The 20,806-nt window shown below is 37.7% G+C and carries 23 protein-coding genes and 1 pseudogene; 10 read left to right on the top strand and 14 right to left on the bottom strand.

Features of this window, described 5'->3' with window-relative positions:
- The first annotated feature begins 118 nt into the window (after positions 1–118).
- Positions 119–345 (top strand): annotated as a pseudogene (locus AC27IF_RS12495) (hypothetical protein).
- 115 nt (positions 346–460) lie between these two features.
- On the opposite strand, the gene AC27IF_RS12490 reads toward AC27IF_RS12495, so the two are convergent.
- Positions 461–1,324 (bottom strand): DMT family transporter, encoded by an 864-nt coding sequence (locus tag AC27IF_RS12490; protein WP_487054668.1) that lies wholly within the window; start codon positions 1,322–1,324, stop codon positions 461–463.
- A 46-nt stretch (positions 1,325–1,370) separates the two neighbouring features.
- Positions 1,371–2,222 (bottom strand): pimeloyl-ACP methyl ester esterase BioH, encoded by an 852-nt coding sequence (gene bioH / locus AC27IF_RS12485; RefSeq protein WP_487054667.1) that lies wholly within the window; start codon positions 2,220–2,222, stop codon positions 1,371–1,373.
- A 56-nt stretch (positions 2,223–2,278) separates the two neighbouring features.
- Here bioH and AC27IF_RS12480 point away from each other — a divergent pair, with 56 nt between their 5' ends.
- Positions 2,279–3,001 carry a ComF family protein gene (locus AC27IF_RS12480; protein ID WP_487054666.1) on the top strand — a complete coding sequence of 241 codons (723 nt, stop codon included), beginning with the start codon at positions 2,279–2,281 and terminating at the stop codon, positions 2,999–3,001.
- Here the strand turns inward: AC27IF_RS12480 and AC27IF_RS12475 are convergent.
- Complete coding sequence (locus AC27IF_RS12475; RefSeq protein ID WP_487054665.1) at positions 2,998–5,565, bottom strand: M14 family zinc carboxypeptidase; 2,568 nt, start codon at positions 5,563–5,565, stop codon at positions 2,998–3,000. The two genes, AC27IF_RS12480 and AC27IF_RS12475, sit on opposite strands and share 4 nt — an antisense overlap.
- 262 nt (positions 5,566–5,827) lie before the next feature.
- Between AC27IF_RS12475 and nfuA the strand changes: the two genes are divergently transcribed.
- The 4 genes from nfuA to AC27IF_RS12455 all read left to right on the top strand — a co-directional run bounded on the left by nfuA (position 5,828) and on the right by AC27IF_RS12455 (position 8,303).
- Positions 5,828–6,406, top strand: coding sequence for a Fe-S biogenesis protein NfuA (gene nfuA / locus AC27IF_RS12470; protein ID WP_487054664.1), 579 nt, complete (start codon positions 5,828–5,830; stop codon positions 6,404–6,406).
- Between the two features lie 32 nt (positions 6,407–6,438).
- Positions 6,439–6,681, top strand: coding sequence for a hypothetical protein (locus AC27IF_RS12465; protein WP_487054663.1), 243 nt, complete (start codon positions 6,439–6,441; stop codon positions 6,679–6,681).
- A 5-nt stretch (positions 6,682–6,686) separates the two neighbouring features.
- Positions 6,687–7,043: a VanZ family protein gene (locus AC27IF_RS12460; RefSeq protein WP_487054662.1), complete on the top strand. Its 357-nt coding sequence runs from the start codon at positions 6,687–6,689 to the stop codon at positions 7,041–7,043.
- 195 nt (positions 7,044–7,238) lie between these two features.
- On the top strand, positions 7,239–8,303 hold the full coding sequence (locus AC27IF_RS12455; RefSeq protein ID WP_487054661.1) for a polysaccharide deacetylase family protein: 1,065 nt from the start codon (positions 7,239–7,241) through the stop codon (positions 8,301–8,303).
- A gap of 10 nt (positions 8,304–8,313) precedes the next feature.
- On the opposite strand, the gene AC27IF_RS12450 is transcribed toward AC27IF_RS12455, so the two are convergent.
- From AC27IF_RS12450 to AC27IF_RS12430, 5 genes are read right to left on the bottom strand one after another with little or no spacing between them, the layout of a single operon-like run.
- Positions 8,314–8,934 (bottom strand): SCO family protein, encoded by a 621-nt coding sequence (locus tag AC27IF_RS12450; protein ID WP_487054660.1) that lies wholly within the window; start codon positions 8,932–8,934, stop codon positions 8,314–8,316.
- 6 nt (positions 8,935–8,940) lie between these two features.
- Positions 8,941–9,852, bottom strand: a complete 912-nt coding sequence (gene cyoE, locus AC27IF_RS12445; RefSeq protein ID WP_487054659.1) for a heme o synthase — start codon at positions 9,850–9,852, stop codon at positions 8,941–8,943.
- A gap of 13 nt (positions 9,853–9,865) precedes the next feature.
- Complete coding sequence (locus tag AC27IF_RS12440; protein ID WP_487054658.1) at positions 9,866–10,873, bottom strand: COX15/CtaA family protein; 1,008 nt, start codon at positions 10,871–10,873, stop codon at positions 9,866–9,868.
- A gap of 1 nt (position 10,874) precedes the next feature.
- Positions 10,875–11,468, bottom strand: coding sequence for a hypothetical protein (locus AC27IF_RS12435; protein ID WP_487054657.1), 594 nt, complete (start codon positions 11,466–11,468; stop codon positions 10,875–10,877).
- 1 nt (position 11,469) lies between these two features.
- A complete protein-coding gene (locus AC27IF_RS12430) occupies positions 11,470–12,264 on the bottom strand; it encodes an SURF1 family protein (protein WP_487054656.1) in 795 nt (264 codons plus the stop codon).
- A gap of 48 nt (positions 12,265–12,312) precedes the next feature.
- Here AC27IF_RS12430 and AC27IF_RS12425 point away from each other — a divergent pair, with 48 nt between their 5' ends.
- Positions 12,313–12,525 carry a DUF2909 domain-containing protein gene (locus AC27IF_RS12425; RefSeq protein ID WP_487054655.1) on the top strand — a complete coding sequence of 71 codons (213 nt, stop codon included), beginning with the start codon at positions 12,313–12,315 and terminating at the stop codon, positions 12,523–12,525.
- 148 nt (positions 12,526–12,673) lie between these two features.
- Here the strand turns inward: AC27IF_RS12425 and AC27IF_RS12420 are convergent, their stop codons facing one another.
- The 6 genes from AC27IF_RS12420 to AC27IF_RS12395 form a co-directional block, all read right to left on the bottom strand.
- A complete protein-coding gene (locus AC27IF_RS12420; protein ID WP_487054654.1) occupies positions 12,674–13,558 on the bottom strand; it encodes a cytochrome c oxidase subunit 3 in 885 nt (294 codons plus the stop codon).
- A gap of 52 nt (positions 13,559–13,610) precedes the next feature.
- Complete coding sequence (locus AC27IF_RS12415) at positions 13,611–14,180, bottom strand: cytochrome c oxidase assembly protein (RefSeq protein ID WP_487054653.1); 570 nt, start codon at positions 14,178–14,180, stop codon at positions 13,611–13,613.
- Between the two features lie 2 nt (positions 14,181–14,182).
- Positions 14,183–15,784, bottom strand: coding sequence for a cytochrome c oxidase subunit I (gene ctaD / locus AC27IF_RS12410; protein WP_487054652.1), 1,602 nt, complete (start codon positions 15,782–15,784; stop codon positions 14,183–14,185).
- A 3-nt stretch (positions 15,785–15,787) separates the two neighbouring features.
- Positions 15,788–16,951 (bottom strand): cytochrome c oxidase subunit II, encoded by a 1,164-nt coding sequence (coxB, locus tag AC27IF_RS12405; RefSeq protein ID WP_487054651.1) that lies wholly within the window; start codon positions 16,949–16,951, stop codon positions 15,788–15,790.
- A 580-nt stretch (positions 16,952–17,531) separates the two neighbouring features.
- Positions 17,532–18,164 carry a transcriptional repressor LexA gene (lexA, locus tag AC27IF_RS12400; protein WP_487054650.1) on the bottom strand — a complete coding sequence of 211 codons (633 nt, stop codon included), beginning with the start codon at positions 18,162–18,164 and terminating at the stop codon, positions 17,532–17,534.
- A gap of 160 nt (positions 18,165–18,324) precedes the next feature.
- On the bottom strand, positions 18,325–18,960 hold the full coding sequence (locus tag AC27IF_RS12395) for a 4'-phosphopantetheinyl transferase family protein (protein ID WP_487054649.1): 636 nt from the start codon (positions 18,958–18,960) through the stop codon (positions 18,325–18,327).
- 98 nt (positions 18,961–19,058) lie between these two features.
- On the opposite strand from AC27IF_RS12395, the gene AC27IF_RS12390 reads away from it, so the two are divergent.
- Genes AC27IF_RS12390 through AC27IF_RS12380 form a run of 3 tightly spaced genes read left to right on the top strand, consistent with a single transcriptional unit; the run spans position 19,059 to position 20,795 of the window.
- Entirely contained in the window at positions 19,059–19,781 is a 723-nt protein-coding gene (locus AC27IF_RS12390) for a beta-ketoacyl synthase chain length factor (RefSeq protein WP_487054648.1), read from the top strand.
- Complete coding sequence (locus AC27IF_RS12385) at positions 19,781–20,551, top strand: lysophospholipid acyltransferase family protein (RefSeq protein WP_487054647.1); 771 nt, start codon at positions 19,781–19,783, stop codon at positions 20,549–20,551. The genes AC27IF_RS12390 and AC27IF_RS12385 overlap by 1 nt, the downstream gene beginning before the upstream one ends.
- Positions 20,544–20,795, top strand: coding sequence for a phosphopantetheine-binding protein (locus AC27IF_RS12380; protein WP_487054646.1), 252 nt, complete (start codon positions 20,544–20,546; stop codon positions 20,793–20,795). The genes AC27IF_RS12385 and AC27IF_RS12380 overlap by 8 nt, the downstream gene beginning before the upstream one ends.
- Positions 20,796–20,806 lie beyond the last annotated feature (11 nt).

The following is a 20,806-nucleotide window of genomic DNA, read 5'->3' as shown; positions in this document are numbered from 1 at the left end:
CTCACGTTTTTACTAAGGGCTGTTGATTTTTCGCGGTTAAATTTTGTTCGAGATAAAAGCGCTTTAATCGCGGCGAGTAGTTTTTAGCCTAGTTATTCTAAGCAAATACTACTCAACAATGAGTAAAGCGCTTTTATCCGAATCCTTCAGACAGCGCTTGTTGGGAATTTTTACGGCGTTATCGCCTTTTTATGTGACGTCACATGGATGTGACTTATTAGATAATGCAGGAGCAATTATCCTGAACAACCACACGACAAAGGCTCTTCCTTGTATAAATACCCAACAATTCGCTGCAAAAACAATCTCGAAAGGTCAACAGCCCTAGGTATAAAGACAATTTAAAAAGTAAATAAAATACAGAAAGTTAACAGGTATATATAGATAATACGGTTAGAATGTCACTAATAAAGACCTACAAAAACTTAGTTGAGCATCAATTTGATCGCCATAATAGCGATCATTTTAGGGTTGTTGATACGGCTTTGCCGAAATACTTCCCCATAATAACCGCTAAGATACCGGTTAGAATTATCATTGATGCAATAACCAAGCGCATGGAGATAACTTCATTAGCAAAAATTACCCCACCAAGCGTGGCAATAACAGGTACCAACAATTGTACTACCGCTGCTTGAGTTGATGAAATGTCCTTCAGTGCAGCATACCAAATAGCATAGCCCACACCTGAAGTTACTCCACCAGATAATATCGCTAGCCAAATTCCCTGTTGAGAAAGCTCAGCGTATTGAATCGTTAGCGCCATTAAAATAATCACTAAAGGCAAGGTACGTACAAAGTTGTATGCAGTATCGCTTAATGGATTATTACTGCCCTTACCTGCTAGTGTGTAAAACCCCCACGCCACACCTGAAATAGCCATTAAAATAAACCCTGATAGAGACGGTGTTGTTAGACTGGGTAAAATCAGATAAACAAAGCCTGAAAACGCTAGTGCCATCCCTATCCATTCAATATAACGAAGCTTATTACCGGTGTAAATACCGATAATAATCATAGAGATTTGCACTGAACTAAATAAAATTAGTGCGCCAATACCTGTTTCTAAAGAGATGTATGCATACGAAAATGTTATCGCATAGATAAAGAGAAAAAAAGCCGCTTGCCAGCTTCCCTTTGCTGTAGTGCTTCGGTCTTTCTGTACTAAGGTTAAAATCAAAAACAATACAATGATGCCAGAGAATAATCGGATGCTAGTAAAACTGGCTGCATCTATCACTTCCTCTCCTAAAGCCAGCCTACATAAAACTGAATTACCGGCAAAAGCAATAAGGGCAAGCATTACATATATAATCGTTTTCATTATTTGCCCAAATGACTTTTTGGCATTACTTTACGCTTGAAAACTATCATGCTGTGAACTGTGTTTTTAACCAACGAGATAAAATCTCACTGAATTCATTTAGATGTGAAATAAACGGCGCATGAGAAGCATGCTCAAAGATGTGCTGCTCACTTTGTTTTGCTAAATTGGCAACGGGTGTTATAACACTTTTTGGCACTAAACTGTCATTACTGCCATACAAACGCAGAAATGGTTGTTTAATTTCAGTAAGTTTCTCTCTGTAATCACTACTTTCTAATAATGCTAATGACTCATCAAGCGTTGCTTTACTCGGCATGGCTTGTTTGAGCACTAACTCACTAATGGCTTTAATATCATTGCGAATATGTGGGCTGCCCATAGCTTGAATTTTTAAAAAGCCACTGATCGTTTTTTTAGTATCCACCTGTAATTGTTGATGGAATGATTTTAGAACATTTCCTTTAATGCCAGGCCAGTCAACGTCGATTAATGGCGTATGATCAGAACTTTGCTCTAGAAAACGCGGTGAGCTGGCAACAGTAATTAAACCTAAGACCTTCTCTGAATAAGTTAATGCCATTTCAGTTGCAACAAGGCCCCCTAATGACCAGCCTAAATATATCGCCGGCTGTTCAATAACCTTATCTAATTGTTTAACAATATTAGCGATTGAGTAAGGAGAAATACTATTATCTACATTGTCACCAAACCCAGGCAAATCAACGGTAATAATATGAAAACCTCTTTGAAGGTCTTTAGTTAACTGAGTGATAAGTGGTTGCCAAATAGCTGAATTTAATCCCCAACCATGAATCATCACCACAGGAATGCTCTTGGTATCAGCAACATTAATTGAAGGAAAATGATGGGTGGAAAAATGTAAAGTATCTGCCATGCTAATATCTTAAAGGGATGAATATTCGACTACATTTTACAAAATGGTTGACCACAATGGAATGGCAAACAAAAATTCAATCATATTTTCAAAAATTACGAAAGTTACTTGGGCAATGTGATCTGTGCGGCAATAATACCCATAGACGGCAACTAATATGTGATGCTTGTTTTCAAGATCTACCTTTGTTTAATCAAGACATTATCCAAGGTGATTTACTTAACTGGCCAGCAGTGAACCGTGCTTTACCCAATATTGCTTTTGATCAACTGTTTTGTTTATCACCTTATTTGCCACCATTTAGTCATTGGTTAATTGCATTTAAATATAAACAACGATTTGAATTAGCCGATATTTTTTCTACGTTATTAAGTGAACGTTGGCAGGCAACAAGTTTTTCTCCACAGCGCTGTCATATTGACTTGGTGTTAAGCGTACCTTTGCATATCACTAAATGGCAAGTTAGAGGCTACAATCAAGCTCACTTAATTGCTAAACCCTTTGCCAAGATGTTGAACTTGCCTTATCAGGCCTTAGCCTTAAAGCGCATTAAAGAAAATACTAGCCAAGTTGGCAAGACTGGAAAGCAACGCCGGCAGAATTTAGCGAATAATTTTGAATTAACGCAAAAGCTGGATAAAGAAGTGAAACATGTAATATTAATTGATGATGTAGTAACAACGGGGAGTACTGCTAGCGAGATAAGTAAACTTTTAAAAAAATCAGGGGTAAAAACCGTCACTTTAGTAACGGTTTGTTTAACTTTACCTAGTGGTTAATTAGTCGTTGGAGCATTAAAAGCTTTCGCAAAAAATAAGCTGTTAGCAAGTAACTTAGCACTACCTAACCAATATCCTCGAAAAGCCAAAACATCACTGCTGGCAATAACCCGACCTTGACCATAATTATGAGCGACTATTGCGGCATTATGAGCAAGACGATTGACTAAGTTTTTGTCGGTATAACCACTTAATAATGGCTTAGCGCTATATTTTGCTAAGGTAATAAATGGCTGCTGACCGGTTTCCATAATTAACGTACTGTTTCGAAATAAAGGGAGTTGCTCAGACTCATAACCGAAAGCCAAGGGGTGTGAAATATCTAATTGGGTTGCAAAAATGGCACCTGCAATACGTTTTCTTGCCGCTAACTTATCTTTATCTTGATAACTTAGTTGTTCACTATCAAACAGTTGATCAATTTGCTTATTGCTGACAAAACTTGCCGATAACACTTCTTCTTTAGCAAGCCATTTAGCACCACGTTTCTGGCCTATCACTACACCACCTTGCTTTAACCACAACTTCATATTTTCAATGAATTTTCCCGGTAGTTTTGTATAGCGACCATCCACTAGAATCACATGGGTGTAGTCGCTCAAGTCAACCTTTGCTATACGATTGTGATTAATGACACTGACGGGTATTGCCAATGTTTTATCAAAATAGTAACGCATCTCTCCCGATTCATATTGCGATATTCCTTCTCCGCCCACTAACAGTACTTTTGGTTTGGTGAGTAATTTAAATGAGCTGCTACCTAAATCGATACCTTGGCTAGTTAAGCCTGTTGTTAACGGTATTAATTCCTGTGAGTTTTGATTACTTAACTCAAACAGTATTTTGTGCCAGTCTCTATTTTTCTGTATCGCGGCAGGAATAATAATAGTGCCCGCTGAAAAAAGTCGTTTCTTACCCTGCACTTGGCTGACAAAATCACCTGTTGCCACTTTGGCTTTAATATCATGTTCTAACAATGCATTTAATAGTTTTGGTGCTAAAAAGTGATGCCATTCAAACGCATAAGCATAGCTAGCTTGTTGAGTGATAACATTTTCACTCTCTATAACATCATCTTGAGACCAAGGCTTCTTTGCTATTTCTAACCCCCAAGTACTGTCTAAACCCTGAAAGTGAATATTCATTGCTAAAGGCATTGTCCATCCAGAAACATCATAAAAAGTATTATCTGGAAAGTTGGTCTTTTGGGTAAATAAAGCTTGTATCAAACCATATTGCTCCTGTACCAGAGGTACAAAATAGCTTTGCTCACGTAAATAGCTTTTTTCTTGGTAATTAAAATCTTTAGTTAAGGGGTAAACTTTGATCTGATGTTGGGCTAACGTTTCTAAAAATGCATGTAAGCGGTATTTATCTTTACTCTCACTCAATAAATAACCATCAATTTTCTGCTTTTTAGCTTGTTTCAACGCTTGCTGATAAAAATTATGTCGATATTTTTTCAATACTTGACGGTTATCCCACGCACCTTCAATAGTCGATAACGAAGTCAGCACATGGTTTTGAATACCGTATTCTAGGGTAATAACACCGTTGACTGAATCCTGCTGCATACCTCGAGAGCTAGCCTGTTCAAATAAAATACCTATGCTGCCATTAATATCTGGATACGTAGAGCCTTTGCCGTAATAAAAGTCATCATAATGCTCTTCGCTATAATACAAACGCTGTGCCTTATCTAAAGCACTGGCATGATACTTTGCCAACTCTTTGGTAAGTTTAATATTTTGCGACGAGGTTAAGGGATTAGTTCTACTTTTTATACCGGGCTGAAAGAAATAACTGCTATTGGCTCTCATCTCATGATAGTCACCTAAGACATGAGGTTGATAACGATGAAAATATTTCAATCGCTGACGCGTTTCTTGTTGGGAAAGTAATAGCCAATCACGATTTAAATCAAACCAAAAATGATTAGTTCTTCCTGTTACCCAGCTTTGATGATGTTCAATATGATTAGCATCGCTATTATCGGCTGAGTTACGATAAGTACTTACCCAATTAACAAATCTATCCATACCATCTGGATTCATGCTCGGCTCTAAAACAATAATGGTGTTCTCAAGCATAGTGTTAATGTCAGCTTCCTGACTAGCCGCTAAATAATAAGCAACAACCATTGCGGCATTTGCGCCACTTATTTCATCTCCGTGAACGCTATATCCTAACCAAATAACGAGGGGATCAACTTTGCTTTTTTTATCCGCGAGTGGGATATGCCTTTTCTGTAAAATATTGTCTAAATTAGCTAGGTTTTCAGGGCTAGATATAGTGACAAGAAATTGATCTCGCCACTGAGCTGTTTTACCTATGGTGGTTAACTTTACTCGACTGGATTCTTTCCCTAATAAAGTAAAATATTGCTGCAATTGATCATGTCGAATATGCCGCTGGCCAATTTCAAAACCCAAAGTGTGGCTTGGTTTAGATATTTCTTGAGCAAAACTGATTTGCTTTGGTAAGTAACTTTCTACCGGCAATGCCTGTATAGCGAAAGAAAACACCAAAACAATAAATGTAATTAAACGAAGAACAGCAAACATTAAACTTTCCTTTTATGTATCTAGGGGCTGTTTAGCTTTCATTATAGCCTCTGCTATTAGCAATAGCTTTATGATAACAAGGCGAAAATAGTGATAATCTGAAAGATAAACAGACCCTCGTTTAAAATAACAAATAAAAGCATAAAAATCATTAGCACATCACTCGATTGCAGCGTAAAATAGTCATACTTGAGTAAAACACTCAAGTATATATTGTCCTATTCCAGTACAACGCGTTAACCAGTAAGAGAGTTTGAATATCATGATCACTATTTCACCTAGCGCCCAAGAGCATTTTGTTAAGCTACTTTCTCAACAAGCGGAAGGTACGCATATTCGTGTATTTGTAGTTAACCCGGGAACAGCTAAAGCAGAATGTGGTGTATCTTATTGCCCTGCTGATGCCGTAGAGCCTGATGACATCGAATTACCTTTTGAAGGCTTTTCAGCCATGGTTGATGCTGACAGCAAAAGCTTTTTAGAAGACGCTGAAATTGACTTTGTTACTGACCAAATGGGCTCACAGCTTACCCTTAAAGCGCCTAACGCAAAATTGCGTAAAGTTGCTGACGATGCACCATTATTTGAGCGTGTTCATTACTTTTTGCAAGCAGAAGTTAATCCTCAATTAGCGGGCCATGGTGGTGAATGTACACTAGTAGAAATCACTGAAGATGGCTATGCTGTTCTACAGTTTGGTGGCGGTTGTAATGGTTGTAGCCAAATTGATGTTACGGTAAAAGATGGCATTGAAAAGCAACTAACAGATTTAATGGGTGATGAAATTAAGGGCGTTAAAGATGCGACAGAGCATCAACGTGGTGATCATTCATATTACTAAGCCTTTTTTGAACATCCGTCAGACGAGTAGTGATGAATAATTTACTCGCCAAGTTAGGCCAAGACCCAAAACGTAGTTTAACTATTTTTCTTCGGGGTGTTGGTCTTTTTGTTTGCGGTATCATATTTATCGCTTTAGGATATTATCACCACCACCTATGGCAGGTCCCTGGTTTAATTATCTTAGCTTTTAGCTGCATTATTGCTATCTGGGGTTATATAGGAATTTTTGCTAACCGTTGGTTTAACATACTTAATAAAAGAACTAAAAAATAACCCTGATGATTTTCTTAATTCAAAAATACTGGCTACCTCTAACGCTAATCATATTAACGAGTATTACTACTTTATCACTTTGGCCAGCTGAACATTTACCTAGCGTACCCGGTACTGATAAAACTCATCACTTTATTGCTTACGCAGCTTTAATCTTTCCTGCTGCTTTAAGCCGACCTAAATATTTTTATGCCATTGCACTTGCCTTTATCGGCTTTAGTGGCGCCATTGAGTTAATTCAACCTTATGTTAATAGATATGGCGAATGGTTAGACATGACGGCTAATACTCTAGGCCTTGCATCAGGCTGGCTTTTAGCAAAAATAGTGTTAGTTTTATCAAGACAAAACGCTAAAGTTTAGCTTATCCCGTCCTATCTTAAATTGATCATTCTTACTGTTGCTCATAAACCAGCATTCAATTAATGATATAAAGTGAAACAATAAGTATCGCTTATATTGATTTAAACTAAATTTTTAACAAAAAATAGCGTGTTACCGCTAGGCATTTGATTAAAAAGGCGCTATTTTAAATTATTCAATTTCTAACCGGCAATCATGATGAAACATGGTTTACTAGCACTCTTCTTATCCTGCATTCACTTCACTAGCTTTGCGGCCGTTATTCTGCAATATCACCATGTCAGCGATAGCACACCTAAAAGTACCAGTATTACTCCTAAGCAGTTTGAAGTGCACTTACAATATTTACATGATCAGAAATTCAATGTAGTGCCTTTATCCGAAGTGATTGACGATATTAAAACAAAGCAGCCGCTGAAAGATAAAACTGTAGCTATCACCTTCGATGATGCTTATTTGGATGTGTTAACTCACGCTAAACCACTTCTTGATAAGTTTGGCTATCCTTACACCATATATGTCAACCCAGGCATTATTGACAGAAATGAAGGGAGAAATAATTCACATTATCTGTCGTGGGCACAATTAAAGTCTTTAGCTGATGAAGGCGTTATTATCGCTAATCACGGTTATGAACATGATTCTATGGCGCGTATAACTGAAGGGTTAACACAAACTCAATGGTTAGCTAAACAAACAGAGTTGTTATTAAAAGCAGAAGAGATAATTAAAGAAAAAACCGGACAAAGCTGGCGCTATTTTGCTTATCCATACGGAGAGTATGATCCGGCAGTTCAACAATGGGTAATCGACAATAATTTTGTTGCCTTTTCGCAACAATCTGGCGCTGTAGGTCCGTATACAGATCTTACTAGTGTGCCACGTTTTCCAGCCTCTATGCCGTATGATAAAATCTCTGGATTACGTGATAAGCTCAACTCTCTACCATTTAATATTCAATTAGATAAAGAACAAGCTGAAACTATTTTTGACTATCAACAAGCAAAAAGCATTACCTTTACAGTGGAAACAGGTGACTTTTATAAATCACAACTTAACTGTTATATCTCAGGTTTAGGTAAACAAAAAATTCAATGGCAAGGGGACGACAGTTTTACCATTAATTTCAGTGGTGACCTGCCTTCGGGGAGAGTTAGATGTAATTGTACCGCGGCGAGTATTAGTCAGCCAGGGCAATATTATTGGTACTCAAAACCCTGGTTTATCATGAAAGAAAGCGGCGATTGGTATCACCTATAGCCCGTGTTCTTTAAAATAACGCGACTATTTTTTGATAGTCGCTAACAAGCTTTTCACTATCAATACTAGGTACCTTACCCACGGCTTGTTCAGGCTTGAAAATAGCAGCAATCTGACCATTAGGATTAATTAAAACTATAGACGCGCTATGGTCAACCAAATACCCTTCTTCTTCACTACTGATAGCGTACATTAACCCTAAATTTCGTGCGAAAGGAAAAAGCGCACCATGCTCTCCTCTTAGCGCAATAAATTCAGGGTTAAAATAGGCGATGTATTGGCTCAGCTTTTCGACATTATCCCGTTTAGGATCAACACTGACTAATAATACCTGCGTGTTGTTCGCGATAGCTTTTAAATCATCATAAATAAAGCCTAAATTTTGTAGCGTTGTTGGACACACATCAGGACAAGAAGTATAACCAAAGAACACAAAGGACCATTGCCCTACTAGTGCTTCATTTCTGAATGCTTGATTATTGTGCTTAGTTAACTCAAAAGGCTTTATCTCTCTAGGTTGCTGATAGTATAAAGCGTGCTCAGGTGGTATCGTTTTATTCATCTGCTGAAATACAATAGCACCGATAATAGCAGCAAAAAATCCACCGATATAAATAAAGTATTTTTTCATTCGAGCTTAACCTACCGGTAATAAATAGTGATCTACTAACAAAATAATAAATAGCAGCATCAAATGTATTATTGAAAATTTAAAAGTATCCATCGCGGTATTTTCGTCAGCGTTGAATTTTAATTTCCACGCATAAGCGAAGAATACAATATTAAGAATGATTGCACCGACAAGATATAACCAATTGCTCATACCGACTAAATAAGGCAATAAACCAACAACAAACAATAAAACTGTGTATAGCAGTATTTGTGTTTTAGTGAAATTAACACCATGAGTTACTGGCAACATTGGGATATTAACTTTTGCGTAATCATTTCTACGATGAATAGCTAATGCCCAAAAGTGTGGTGGAGTCCAAGTAAAAATAAGTAAAACTAATAAAAGCGCGTGTGGGTGAATTTCATTAGTCATGGCTGTCCACCCAAGAAGAGGAGGAATAGCACCCGCTAAGCCACCAATAGTTATATTTTGTGGTGTCGCGCGTTTTAAGTACAAAGTATAGACAAAGCTATAACCTACTAGACCTGATAAGGTTAAATAGGCGGTTAATGGATTAACCAGCGTAAATAGAATAACAAAGCCGATAATGGCAATGCTTGCTGCAAAAACTATCGCACTGTTTACAGAAATTCGCCCCTCAGGTAGCGGTCTATTATGGGTTCGCCCCATGATGGCATCAATTTTTTCATCAACAATATGATTGATTGCCGCCGCCGAAGAAGATAACAAAGCTATGCCTAACATAGCTGGTAAAAAGATTTGCCACGGCAAACCACCCGGAATGGATAAACTCATACCAACAACAGCAGTGAGTACAAGTAAGGCAACTACTCTAGGCTTAGTTATATCATAAAATGCGCGCCATTTAGGTATGCTTACAGGCGAAATTTCGGTGTTAATAATGGCTTTACTCATAATATTTTTCCTACTATATTTTTCGACGCAAGCGATAAGTTAGTGCGATTAACGTTAGCATTAGACAGGCCGCAACAATGTTATGACCGACTGCAACTGACAAAGGTAGTGAAAACCAGATATTACTAATACCTAAAATCACTTGCGTCACTAAAGCCAAACCCACCATCACAGCTGACGTTCTAAATATTCTCGTTTGCGCTTTTAAATAAATCATGGTTAACAGCCAAGCTAAATAAACAGTGGTAACAATTGCACCAAATCGATGTACAACATGAATTGTCACCCTCTCATCGTGAGCGAGATGACCATATTCATAACTGTCTCGTTCTGGTGGAATCAAATCAAATGAACGTTCAAAATTTAACTGCTCTTGCCACCCTGATTGACATATAGGCAACTCTACGCAACTCATCGCAGCATAGTTTGATGACGTCCAGCCTCCTAGAGCAATTTGTATCGTTAAGATCACAATACCTAATAGAGCATAGCGACCATATTTTTTTACTTTCCAGTCCCCTTGATTTATCCGATGTGGTTTTAAGCGTAAATGCAAAAGGAACAATAAACATAAGGTCGTAAATCCGCCAAGTAAGTGTGCCATAACAACTATAGGCATCAATTTCATAGTAACCGTCCACATGCCTAATGCTGCTTGGAATATGACGATAGCAAGTATAAGTAAGGGTAAGCGTAATGGTGTCCCCTGATTTCGTTGCTTGAAGGATAAAAGGGCGATAGCTAAAATCAGCAACCCTAATGCACCGGCGAAATAACGATGTATCATTTCATTCCAAGCTTTTGTCGGTTCGACTTTTCGATCTGGATAAGCCTGCTCAGCTATTGCTATTTGCTCCGAAGTTTCTGGTACATCAATTAATCCATAGCAAGTTGGCCAATCTGGGCAACCTAAACCTGCATGGGTCAATCTGGTATAAGCGCCTAAACTGACTACGACTAAAGCCAGTAAGATACTGACAAAGACGAGCTTTCGTATGGTGTGATTACTATGTTCAATCATATTATCCCACCTTAGAGTATTTTAATAACTTCTTCATATCAGCCAAAATTTGTTTACCAAATTGAGGCAGCTGCTCGTTATTTCCTGGTACTTGATGACTTAAGAAAACGTTGCCAAGTGGATCAACAATATAGACTTTTGACGTTTCAATCAGTTGCTTACTTGCCGGTGGTAAAGTGAGTAATTGCCACTGACTTTTTGAAATTTGTTGACTTTGTTCTGCTGAAAAAGGTGCTTGATAAGCAACCACAGGTGTAATTCTTGGCATTTCCTTGCCTAAAGCCACGTAAGTGTTATGCACGACTTCCATTGTTTCTTGACAGCTATCATCACATTGTTCTGGCAGATTGTAGAGTATTAACCATTGTTGCTTAAATTTTGCGTTGTCTATGCCCAACTTCTGCAAAGTTAATTCATTGGTTAATAAAGTCCCTTGATTGGTGACTCCTTTCGCTAACCACTGCCCATCCAAGGCAAATTTAGCTAAAATTATCGGTAAAGCAAAGGTAGCAAGTAGTAACAATAAACTTCGGCGGTTTTTACGTTGAGTTACCTCGGGTTGTACGTTTGGGGTTTCATCTGAAATAGAACTCATACTACGTCGCCTTACTTTTATTGTTTTTATTATTGTATGCCTTAGTACCAAATTTAGCCCAGAGCATAAGTATCAACCAAGCTAACGCTAAACTGTACCATTGAAAAGCATAACCACGATGCTTCTCTGGCGGCATCACTATTGGTTGCCAATTTTTTTCAAAACCTATCTGTTCATTTTTATCTAAATATACAACAAAGGGCAAGAGCTGACGGCCAATTAATGAGGAAAATTTGTCCAATTCAATTTGTTGAACTCTTAGCGGCCATTCCACCTGTGTAAACAATTGCTCTTGCAATACAACGCCTACTTCGATTAAACGGACATTACCTTTAAATGCATACTCACCATGTAGTGCATCAACTTTGGGTAATTCTTGTCTATTGATCGAACCTTGCACCCAGCCAAGGTTAATCAATACCGCATGTTCATTGACCTCGGCTACTTGATAAGCACGATAGCCTAATCGGTTTTTGTTTACTTGGTTGTCTAGAAAAAAGAGTTTTTCACCATCAAAAATCCCCTGAATAGCAATAGGAAAATCATTTATTGTCGAAGAAGAATTAGCATCGTTAGACAGAGATAGTATTTGTTCTAGCGATAGCGCACTTTGAGTATTCAGTTTTTCAATTTTTAACAGTCGTTGTTCTTTTTCTACTGCTCGTGAACTTTGCCAGAGACCAAGCTTTACTAATGCCGAAAAAACAAGCACAGTGAGTAAAAGCCAAAAGAAACTTTGTTTATTAACAAAGCTTTCTTTAGCTGTTTCATCTTTTGAAGAAATGCTACTTGGCATGAAAAAAGAGAATCCTTACAACAAGTTAATACTTAGGATATTGAATATATGCTTTTTAAAATAGTTATTGTGACACTATTATTGTTTATGGTTTACAACCTGTTCCGCGCTTTATGGATAATGAATAAAAAGCCCGAGCCTGATCAGCCACCTATGTCCAAATTCATCGGTCGCCGATTAATGTTCTCCGTCGCCATCGTAGTGCTATTATTGATAGGCCTTTTAACCGGAATAATTACCCCTAATCCACGACCTTATTAGCGCTCAGATTTCAATGACCTTTACTAATACAGCCTTTAAACTGTTCAGACTAAGATAAATCCACTAGAGCTAAGAGAAGGCACGGAGTTGACGCTAGTCAATGAGTACCTTCGATGAAGCTGTCGTGGATTTAGCAACGTATGAACGACTAAAGAATGTAGACGAATACAAATAGCAGTACCCAAACTACATCTACAAAATGCCAATACCAGCTAGCCGCCTGAAAAGCAAAATGATTATCTGGAGTAAAGTGCCCTTTCAAAACTCTAAAGAACATTACAATAAGCATGATACAACCTAGAGTTACGTGCATGCCGTGAAAGCCCGTTAACAGATAAAAAGTATTCCCGTAAATACCACTGGTTAAATACAATTGCATTTCTTCTGAGTAACCATGTGCGTATTCTTGCACTTGGAAAAACATAAAAGTAACACCTAAAACTATAGTGATCCCTAACCATGCTTTTAACTGTGGGCGATTGTTCTTCTCTAAGGCAACATGTGCAAAATGGGCTGTGATAGATGAGGTTAATAATAAAACCGTATTCAGTAGTGGTAAACCGTACCACCCCATCGCAGTGGTTTCAGTGCCATCTGGTGTTTTAATGAGTGGCCAACTTGCAGTGAACTCAGGCCATAATACAGCAGCTGTTTCTGCGTTATTTCCGGCACCATCTAACCATGGTACTGAAAATACTCTGGCATAAAAAAGCGCGCCGAAAAAGGCTGCAAAGAACATTACTTCAGAAAAAATAAACCAACTCATACCTTGTCGGAATGAACCATCCATTTGATGGCTGTACTTACCCGCCATAGATTCATCAATTACGTTAGTGAACCAACCAATAACCATATAAACTACTAAAGCGATACCTGCTAATAATAGGTAGCCGCCATATCCACCAACTTCATTCTTAAGATCAGTAACATAAGTTGCAGCCCCAAATGCAATCATAAATAAGGCTACAGCTCCAACTATGGGCCAATGGCTCTGTGCTGGTACGTAATAACTTTCATATTCTTTTGTTGTCATTTCTATTTCCTCTTTCTTATCAAGAGTTTTATAAAGCGATTAAACTTTTACGCTATGAGTCAGCCTTGCCGCTAATATCATATAAAGTATAAGATAAGGTCAGTGTGGTTATGTCTGCAGGTAAATCGCGATCCACATAAAATTGTAACCCCATTTCCACTTCTTCACCTGCCTGTAAAGGCTGTTGTGTAAAGCAGAAACATTCTATCTTTTGAAAGTAACTTGCTGCCAAACCGGGAGAAACTGATGGTACAGCTTGACCTACAATAGCTTTTCTCGATTCATTTTTTGCGTAAAAATTAACAAATTTCATTTCACCTGGATGAACTTCAATTTCGTTTATCACTGGCTTAAATTGCCAAGGAATTGCCTTAGCGTTGCGAGTAATAAACTGCACTGTGACAGTACGAGAGGTATCAATACCATCATCATTATAAGTCACAGCAACGTCATTTGTTTTTCCATTCAAACCGGTAATATCACAAAACACATCATATAAAGGCACTAAAGCAAAACCAAAGCCAAACATGGCAAATACAACCAACACTAACTTTTTAATAACTTTGGTGTTACTTTGCTTTTGCTCTGCTTGAACATCGGTTTTAGTAGTATCTTTATCCATGATTAATCAATCTTCGGCGGTGTGCTAAAGGTGTGATATGGTGCAGGGCTTGCTACGGTCCACTCTAGGCCTTCAGCACCATCCCATGGTTTAGCAGGAGCTTTTTTACCACCTTTAATACATTTGATTACTACTGCTAAGAAAATAAGCTGCGATAAACCAAAGGCAAAGCCACCAATACTGACCCACTTGTTAAAGTCTGCAAACTGCAATGCATAATCAGGGATCCGACGAGGCATACCTGCAAGACCTAAAAAGTGCATAGGGAAGAACAGTAAATTTACTGAGATTAATGAACACCAAAAATGCCACTTAGCTAAACTCTCACTGTACATATGTCCTGTCCACTTAGGTAACCAATAATAGGCTCCTGCATAGATAGAAAATAAAGAGCCCGTTACTAATACATAATGGAAGTGAGCTACTACAAAGTAAGTATCATGGTATTGGAAATCTACCGGCGTCAGTGCCAGCATCAAACCCGAGAAACCACCTATGGTAAAGAGAATCACGAAAGCGATAGAAAATAACATCGGTGTTTCAAAGGTCATAGAACCACGCCACATCGTTGCTACCCAGTTAAAGACTTTAACGCCTGTTGGTACAGCAATTAACATGGTGCAATACATGAAAAACAGTTCACCAAATAATGGCATACCTGTGGTAAACATGTGATGAGCCCAGACAATGAATGATAACAACGCTATTGAAGAAGTCGCATATACCATAGAGCTATAGCCAAATAACTTCTTACGTGCGAACGCCGGTATGATAGTTGAAACGATACCAAATGCAGGCAAGATCATGATGTAAACTTCCGGATGACCAAAGAACCAGAAAATATGCTGGAACATTACTGGGTCACCGCCACCTGCGGCATCAAAAAAGCTGGTACCAAAATAGGTATCGGTAAGTAACATAGTCACTACCCCTGCGAGCACGGGCATTACCGCGATTAACAGATAAGCAGTAATAAAGAATGTCCATACAAATAACGGCATTTTCATATATGTCATGCCAGGTGCACGTAAATTCATGATGGTAACAACTATATTAATTGCCCCCATGATTGAAGATATACCCATGATATGAACAGCGAAAACAAAAAATGCCGTACTACCATTTGAATATGTGGTAGATAATGGAGCGTAGAATGTCCAACCAAAGTTTGGTGCGCCGCTTTCCATAAAGAATGAACCAATCAAAATAGCGAAAGCAAATGGTAAAATCCAAAAGCTCCAGTTATTCATTCTTGGTAATGCCATATCTGGAGCACCAATCATCATAGGCAACATCCAGTTAGCAAAACCGGTAAAAGCAGGCATTATGGCGCCAAACACCATAATTAAGCCATGAGTGGTAGTTAACTGATTAAAAAAATCAGGTTCAACAAGCTGCAAACCGGGCTGAAATAATTCAGCACGTATTACCATGGCTAGTGCACCACCAGTTAAAAACATGATAAACGAAAACCATAAATACAAAGTACCGATATCTTTATGATTGGTCGTATACAACCAACGCTTTATTCCCGTCATTTTATGATCATGAGAATCGCCATGATGTTCATCCGCTAGCGATTCATTAATTGTTTCTGTAGTCATTTTTTACTCCCCGCTAGCCGCATTAACATCTGAACTTTGCACCAAATCACCAGTATTATTGCCCCAAGCATTACGCTCATAAGTAACAACTGCGGCAACTTCAGCTAAACTCAATTGCTTGCCAAATGGAGGCATCATACCCTTACCATTTTGTACGATTTTGATGTGATCAATAATAGAGCCCTCTGTTGCAACAAGACTTCCTTTTAATGCTGGGAATGTTGGCGGTAAACCTAAACCAGTAGGTTGATGACATGATGCACAATGAGCAATATAAGTTGATTCACCCAATTGCATTAATTCATCTTCAGACATGGAAGCACTTAATGATGCTTTTTCTGCTTCTTTTGCCTGTGCTACTAAAGCCTTTTGCTCATCAAGCCATAACGCGTAATCCTGTTCTGACTTAACTTCGACTACAACCGGCATATAGCCATGATCTTTACCACATAGCTCCGCACATTGTCCACGATATACGCCAGGTACATCTACTTTAGTCCACGCTTCATTAATAAAACCAGGGTTAGCATCTTGCTTAACTGCAAACGCTGGAACCCACCAAGAATGAATTACATCATCAGAAGTAATAAGAAAACGAACTTTTTTATTAGCTGGTATAACGAGAGGCTTATCTACTTCAAGTAGATAATTGACATTTTTGCTTGCGCCAGTACCGTCAAAAGTACCATTTTGATTTTCGTATTCTTCTCTTGGAGTAGAAAGAACCGAGTAATACTCAATGTCCTGATCAAAATATTTGTAATGCCATTTCCATTGAGAACCGGTTACTTGAATGGTGACTTCAGAATTGTCATTGTTTTCCATGGCAATCAAAGTGTGTGTTGCCGGAACGGCCATAGCAATGAGAATAAGGATAGGTATTGCTGTCCACAGTATTTCTACTAAGGTACTTTCATGGAAATCAGCAGCTTTTACGCCTTTTGATTTTCGATGAAAAGCCATGGACCAAAACATAGCGCCGAAGACAATAACACCAATAACAGTACATATATAAAGAGCAAACATATGTAAGTCATATACTTCTTCACTAATTGCTGTTACCCCCTTGGTCAGATTTAACTGTGAATCTGCCCAAGCTGTACAGGAAAGCAGACTACTAACAAACAGCCCCCCCCCCAACAACCAACGTTGGATACTTCTACTCACTCAACCTCTCCTCTATCAATACCAATTCAACGTGAAGAGTAGTTCAGGACTTTTCATCGCTTAGAATAGGATATAAAAAAATAGAAAACAGAAACACAGTCATGTACATCACAACTCATTCAACTGATTATCTGTTAATTTTGTTATTATATTTTTAGTAAATTAACTGACGTTGAGTAGCACTCTCCCATCAGAGAAAGTTTAGATATGAAACTCAGTTATCGAATAGCGCACTAACGTCTTATTATTTTTGTACAGTTATTTTTTGTTCGATTACTGTTCTAGAATCACTCAAAATTTGATCTAGGTCAAACAATATTTTAGCTATATAAAAATAAACACTAACAATTTCAATAGAGTAAGAGCTCTAAGTTGAGCTATAGCCTTGTGTACATGGGCTGTATGAATTTTAACTATAATTTGGATGAATATTATTCATTATGACTTAAGTACTTGGACATGCTCATTTAATGACCAGATTATTTTTGATAGGAATTGAATAATTGAGGAGGTTTTAAAGGTAAGTTGAGCTCACAATGCAGCTCAACCATTTACCCATTTTTACAAAGGTTGGTATTAATTACATCCAACTGCCACTGCGAATAATGCCAACAGCAATACCTTCGATATTAAATTCTTGAGAGCTTAAATCAACTTTAATGGGTGAAAACTCTTCATTTTCTGCATGTAAATAAACGACATTTCCTTCTCGCTTAAAGCGCTTCACTGTCACATCGTTTTCAACACGAGCCACAATGACCTGACCGTTTTGTACATCCGTCGTTTGATGTACCGCAAGTAAATCACCATCTAAAATACCAATGTCTTTCATACTTTCGCCATTAACACGTAATAAGTAATCTGCTGGTGGATGAAACAGATTACCATCCATTTGATAATGATCTTCAACATGTTCTTCTGCCAAAATAGGTTCGCCAGCAGCGACACGGCCAATTAATGGCAAACCTTCTTCTTGGGTGAACTGTTCTGCTAAGCGTATACCTCGAGAGGTGCCAGGTAACATTTCAATGTAACCCTTTTTAGCCAGTGCCTTTAAATGCTCTTCTGCAGCATTGGCTGATTTAAAACCAAAAAACTCTGCAATTTCTGCACGTGTTGGTGGCATTCCAGTGTCATTAATTGCTTCTTTGATCAGATCAAATATCTGTTGTTGACGATTTGTTAAAGGCTTTAATTCATTTATAGCTGACATAAGCTTTTCCTTTCTAGGCAAAGTCCTGTATTTATTTACACTGTTAGTATATACAGTTTAGATTCAGGTGCAAGGTTTTACTAATTTACCTTTGCCTCAACTTAACTAAATAAAGTACTGGACATTATTTAGACTTAATAACTAACCTAAACACTAAAAGCTAGATTGAGTTTTCATTTTTATTTCTTGCAATGGTTACTGCGTAATCATCACCTATTTCACTATGAAGAGAGTGTTTTCGCTGCAGTTCTATAGAAGGTATCGACATTAATGTAAATATTGAAGTATTCATCAATTTTGTAACCGCTTCTTTTTCTGTCCATAATTGATAAAAACACTCCATAGGTTTTTCCGCGGCATTTATCATTTTTTGATCTGTCGCACTAAAAAACGCTTCAATTAATGGTTTAATTTTTCTCTCCGCTAATATTTCAATATCAATACCTACATTCTCATTTAGCTCACAAAAACTAAAGGCGACAAATTGGCCACTATGGCTTAATGAAAGTTTTTTCTTGAGGGTCTTTTGTAAGAATATTCCAGCGGTATTTAATTCAGCACAGTACTTTACGGTCATATTGCTGGCTTGTTCAATACTTAATCCCGCCACCTTTTTAACAATAAAGCGACTAAAAATATATTCAGCTTTCTTACGCTTTCGCTTCCCTAGCACGATTAACTCTTCGGCACTTAAATAGCCGACACATGAATCTTCACAACCCTTTATGTTCAATAATTCGGCCACATAAAAATCACGATTCAGGGCTGAAAATGTATGTAAATGATAGTTCATCATAATAAAAACTGAGTTTGTAGAACAAATGCCACTTTGATAAAATAATTGTTACTAAAATAAGAAGCTAGATCATAGCGTAAAAGCTACAAAAACTAATAATGAAAGCTTATATAAACAATTTTAAAGTCTGGCTGCAAGGAATTGACAACGAGAGTGAACTCTCGTTGTGGGCGAAAGGTGATTTAAACCTTCCTGAGGAATTTACCCCGCCTAAACCACAATTTTATCCTAAGGCACAATTAAGAAGACTGAGCCCTTTTAGCAAAGTTGCCCTGCACTGCTTGGATATTCCTAGCGTTTTTTCTCTAAATTTACCGTTAATATTTGCTTCCCAGCATGGTGACCTAGCTAAAACAGTCAAACTAATTAAAAGTGCTGCTTTGGGTGAAGACTTATCACCCACACAGTTTGCATTATCCGTTCATAATGCAACCACAGGTTTATTTAGTATTTCAACACAAAATACAGCTGCCACCACCACGGTTAGTGCTGGAGTGAATACTTTTACTGAAGGGCTAATAGAAGCTTTGATGCAATGTCAGCAAGAGAATACAGCGGTAATTTTCACGTTTTGTGACTTTGATGTACCTAATGAATATCGTCGCTTTGAGCCCCATAAACCCGCACGCTGCATAACTATGGTTATTTCCTGTGAAGAAACTAATGATAGCCTAGCCAATATTAACGTTAGCCTAGACGAAGTAATAGCCAATAAAGAAGATAGAGCAGATTTAAGTGTTGATTTTATCCGTCAATTTTATCTGCAAAGTAATACGCCACTAAATAGCGGTAACTATTCAATTTCTTTAGGTTTTCATTAATGTCGCGTATTAATTATTATTGGCGCGTTTTAGCTACCGGTTTTTGCTTTGCTACTTTCGGATTGGGCGCGTTAGTTATCTCTTCAATCATTTTCCCCATTCAATCATTAATAGTACGCAACAAAGATAAACGCAAAAAAAATGCTCGGTATACAATACATAAGGCTTTTTATTGGTTTATAAAGCTCATGCAATTACTGGGCATTATGCAGGTAAAGTTGGAAAATATTGAGCAACTTCGCACTATGCGACAGCAAGTAGTTATAGCCAATCACCCATCACTTATCGATGTAGTTTTAATTATTGCTTATGTACCCAATGCTGACTGTGTGGTTAAATCCGCCTTGTTTAAAAACCCTTTTTTACGTGGCGTGGTGAAAAGAGTTGGTTATATTGATAATACAAACTCAGATCAATTGTTCGATGACTGCAAAAAAAGTCTAAACTCTGGCTCAAATATCGTTGTTTTTCCTGAAGGTACTCGCAGTGTCAACGGCGAACCACTCATATTTAAGCGTGGTGCTGCCAATATTGCTATACGTTGCCAAGCAAATTACCAACCAATCTTCATTTCAGTAAAACCAAGTACACTAACTAAAAAAGAATCGTGGTATGATGTGCCACATAAAAAGTTTGTTGTTACTTTAACAGCGCAAGCTGCTATTGATAATAGTAAATATTTTGACCAAACGAACACTTCATTAGCAGTAAGATCACTGACTCGTGAAACCCAGCAGTATTTTTGTAAGGAATTAGGATTAAATGGCTGATACTCGCACTATTTTAAAATCATTAATCATAGAGACTCTTGATTTAGAAGATATTTCGCCTGAAGATATTATCGATGATGAACCGTTATTCGGTGAAGGCTTAGGCTTAGATTCCATTGATGCTTTAGAGCTTGGTTTAGCAATCAAAAAAACCTTTGATGTTAAAATTGAAGCTACTTCAGAAAAAACTAAAGAACACTTTTATTCAATTAACAACCTAGTTCAATTTATCGAACAACATTAGTATTGAGAACA

It is taken from the genome of Colwellia sp. KS18-150, from assembly GCF_057551365.1.
The sequence above is the reverse complement of the archived record's forward strand: the minus strand, read 5'-3'. Positions and strand labels throughout refer to the sequence as shown.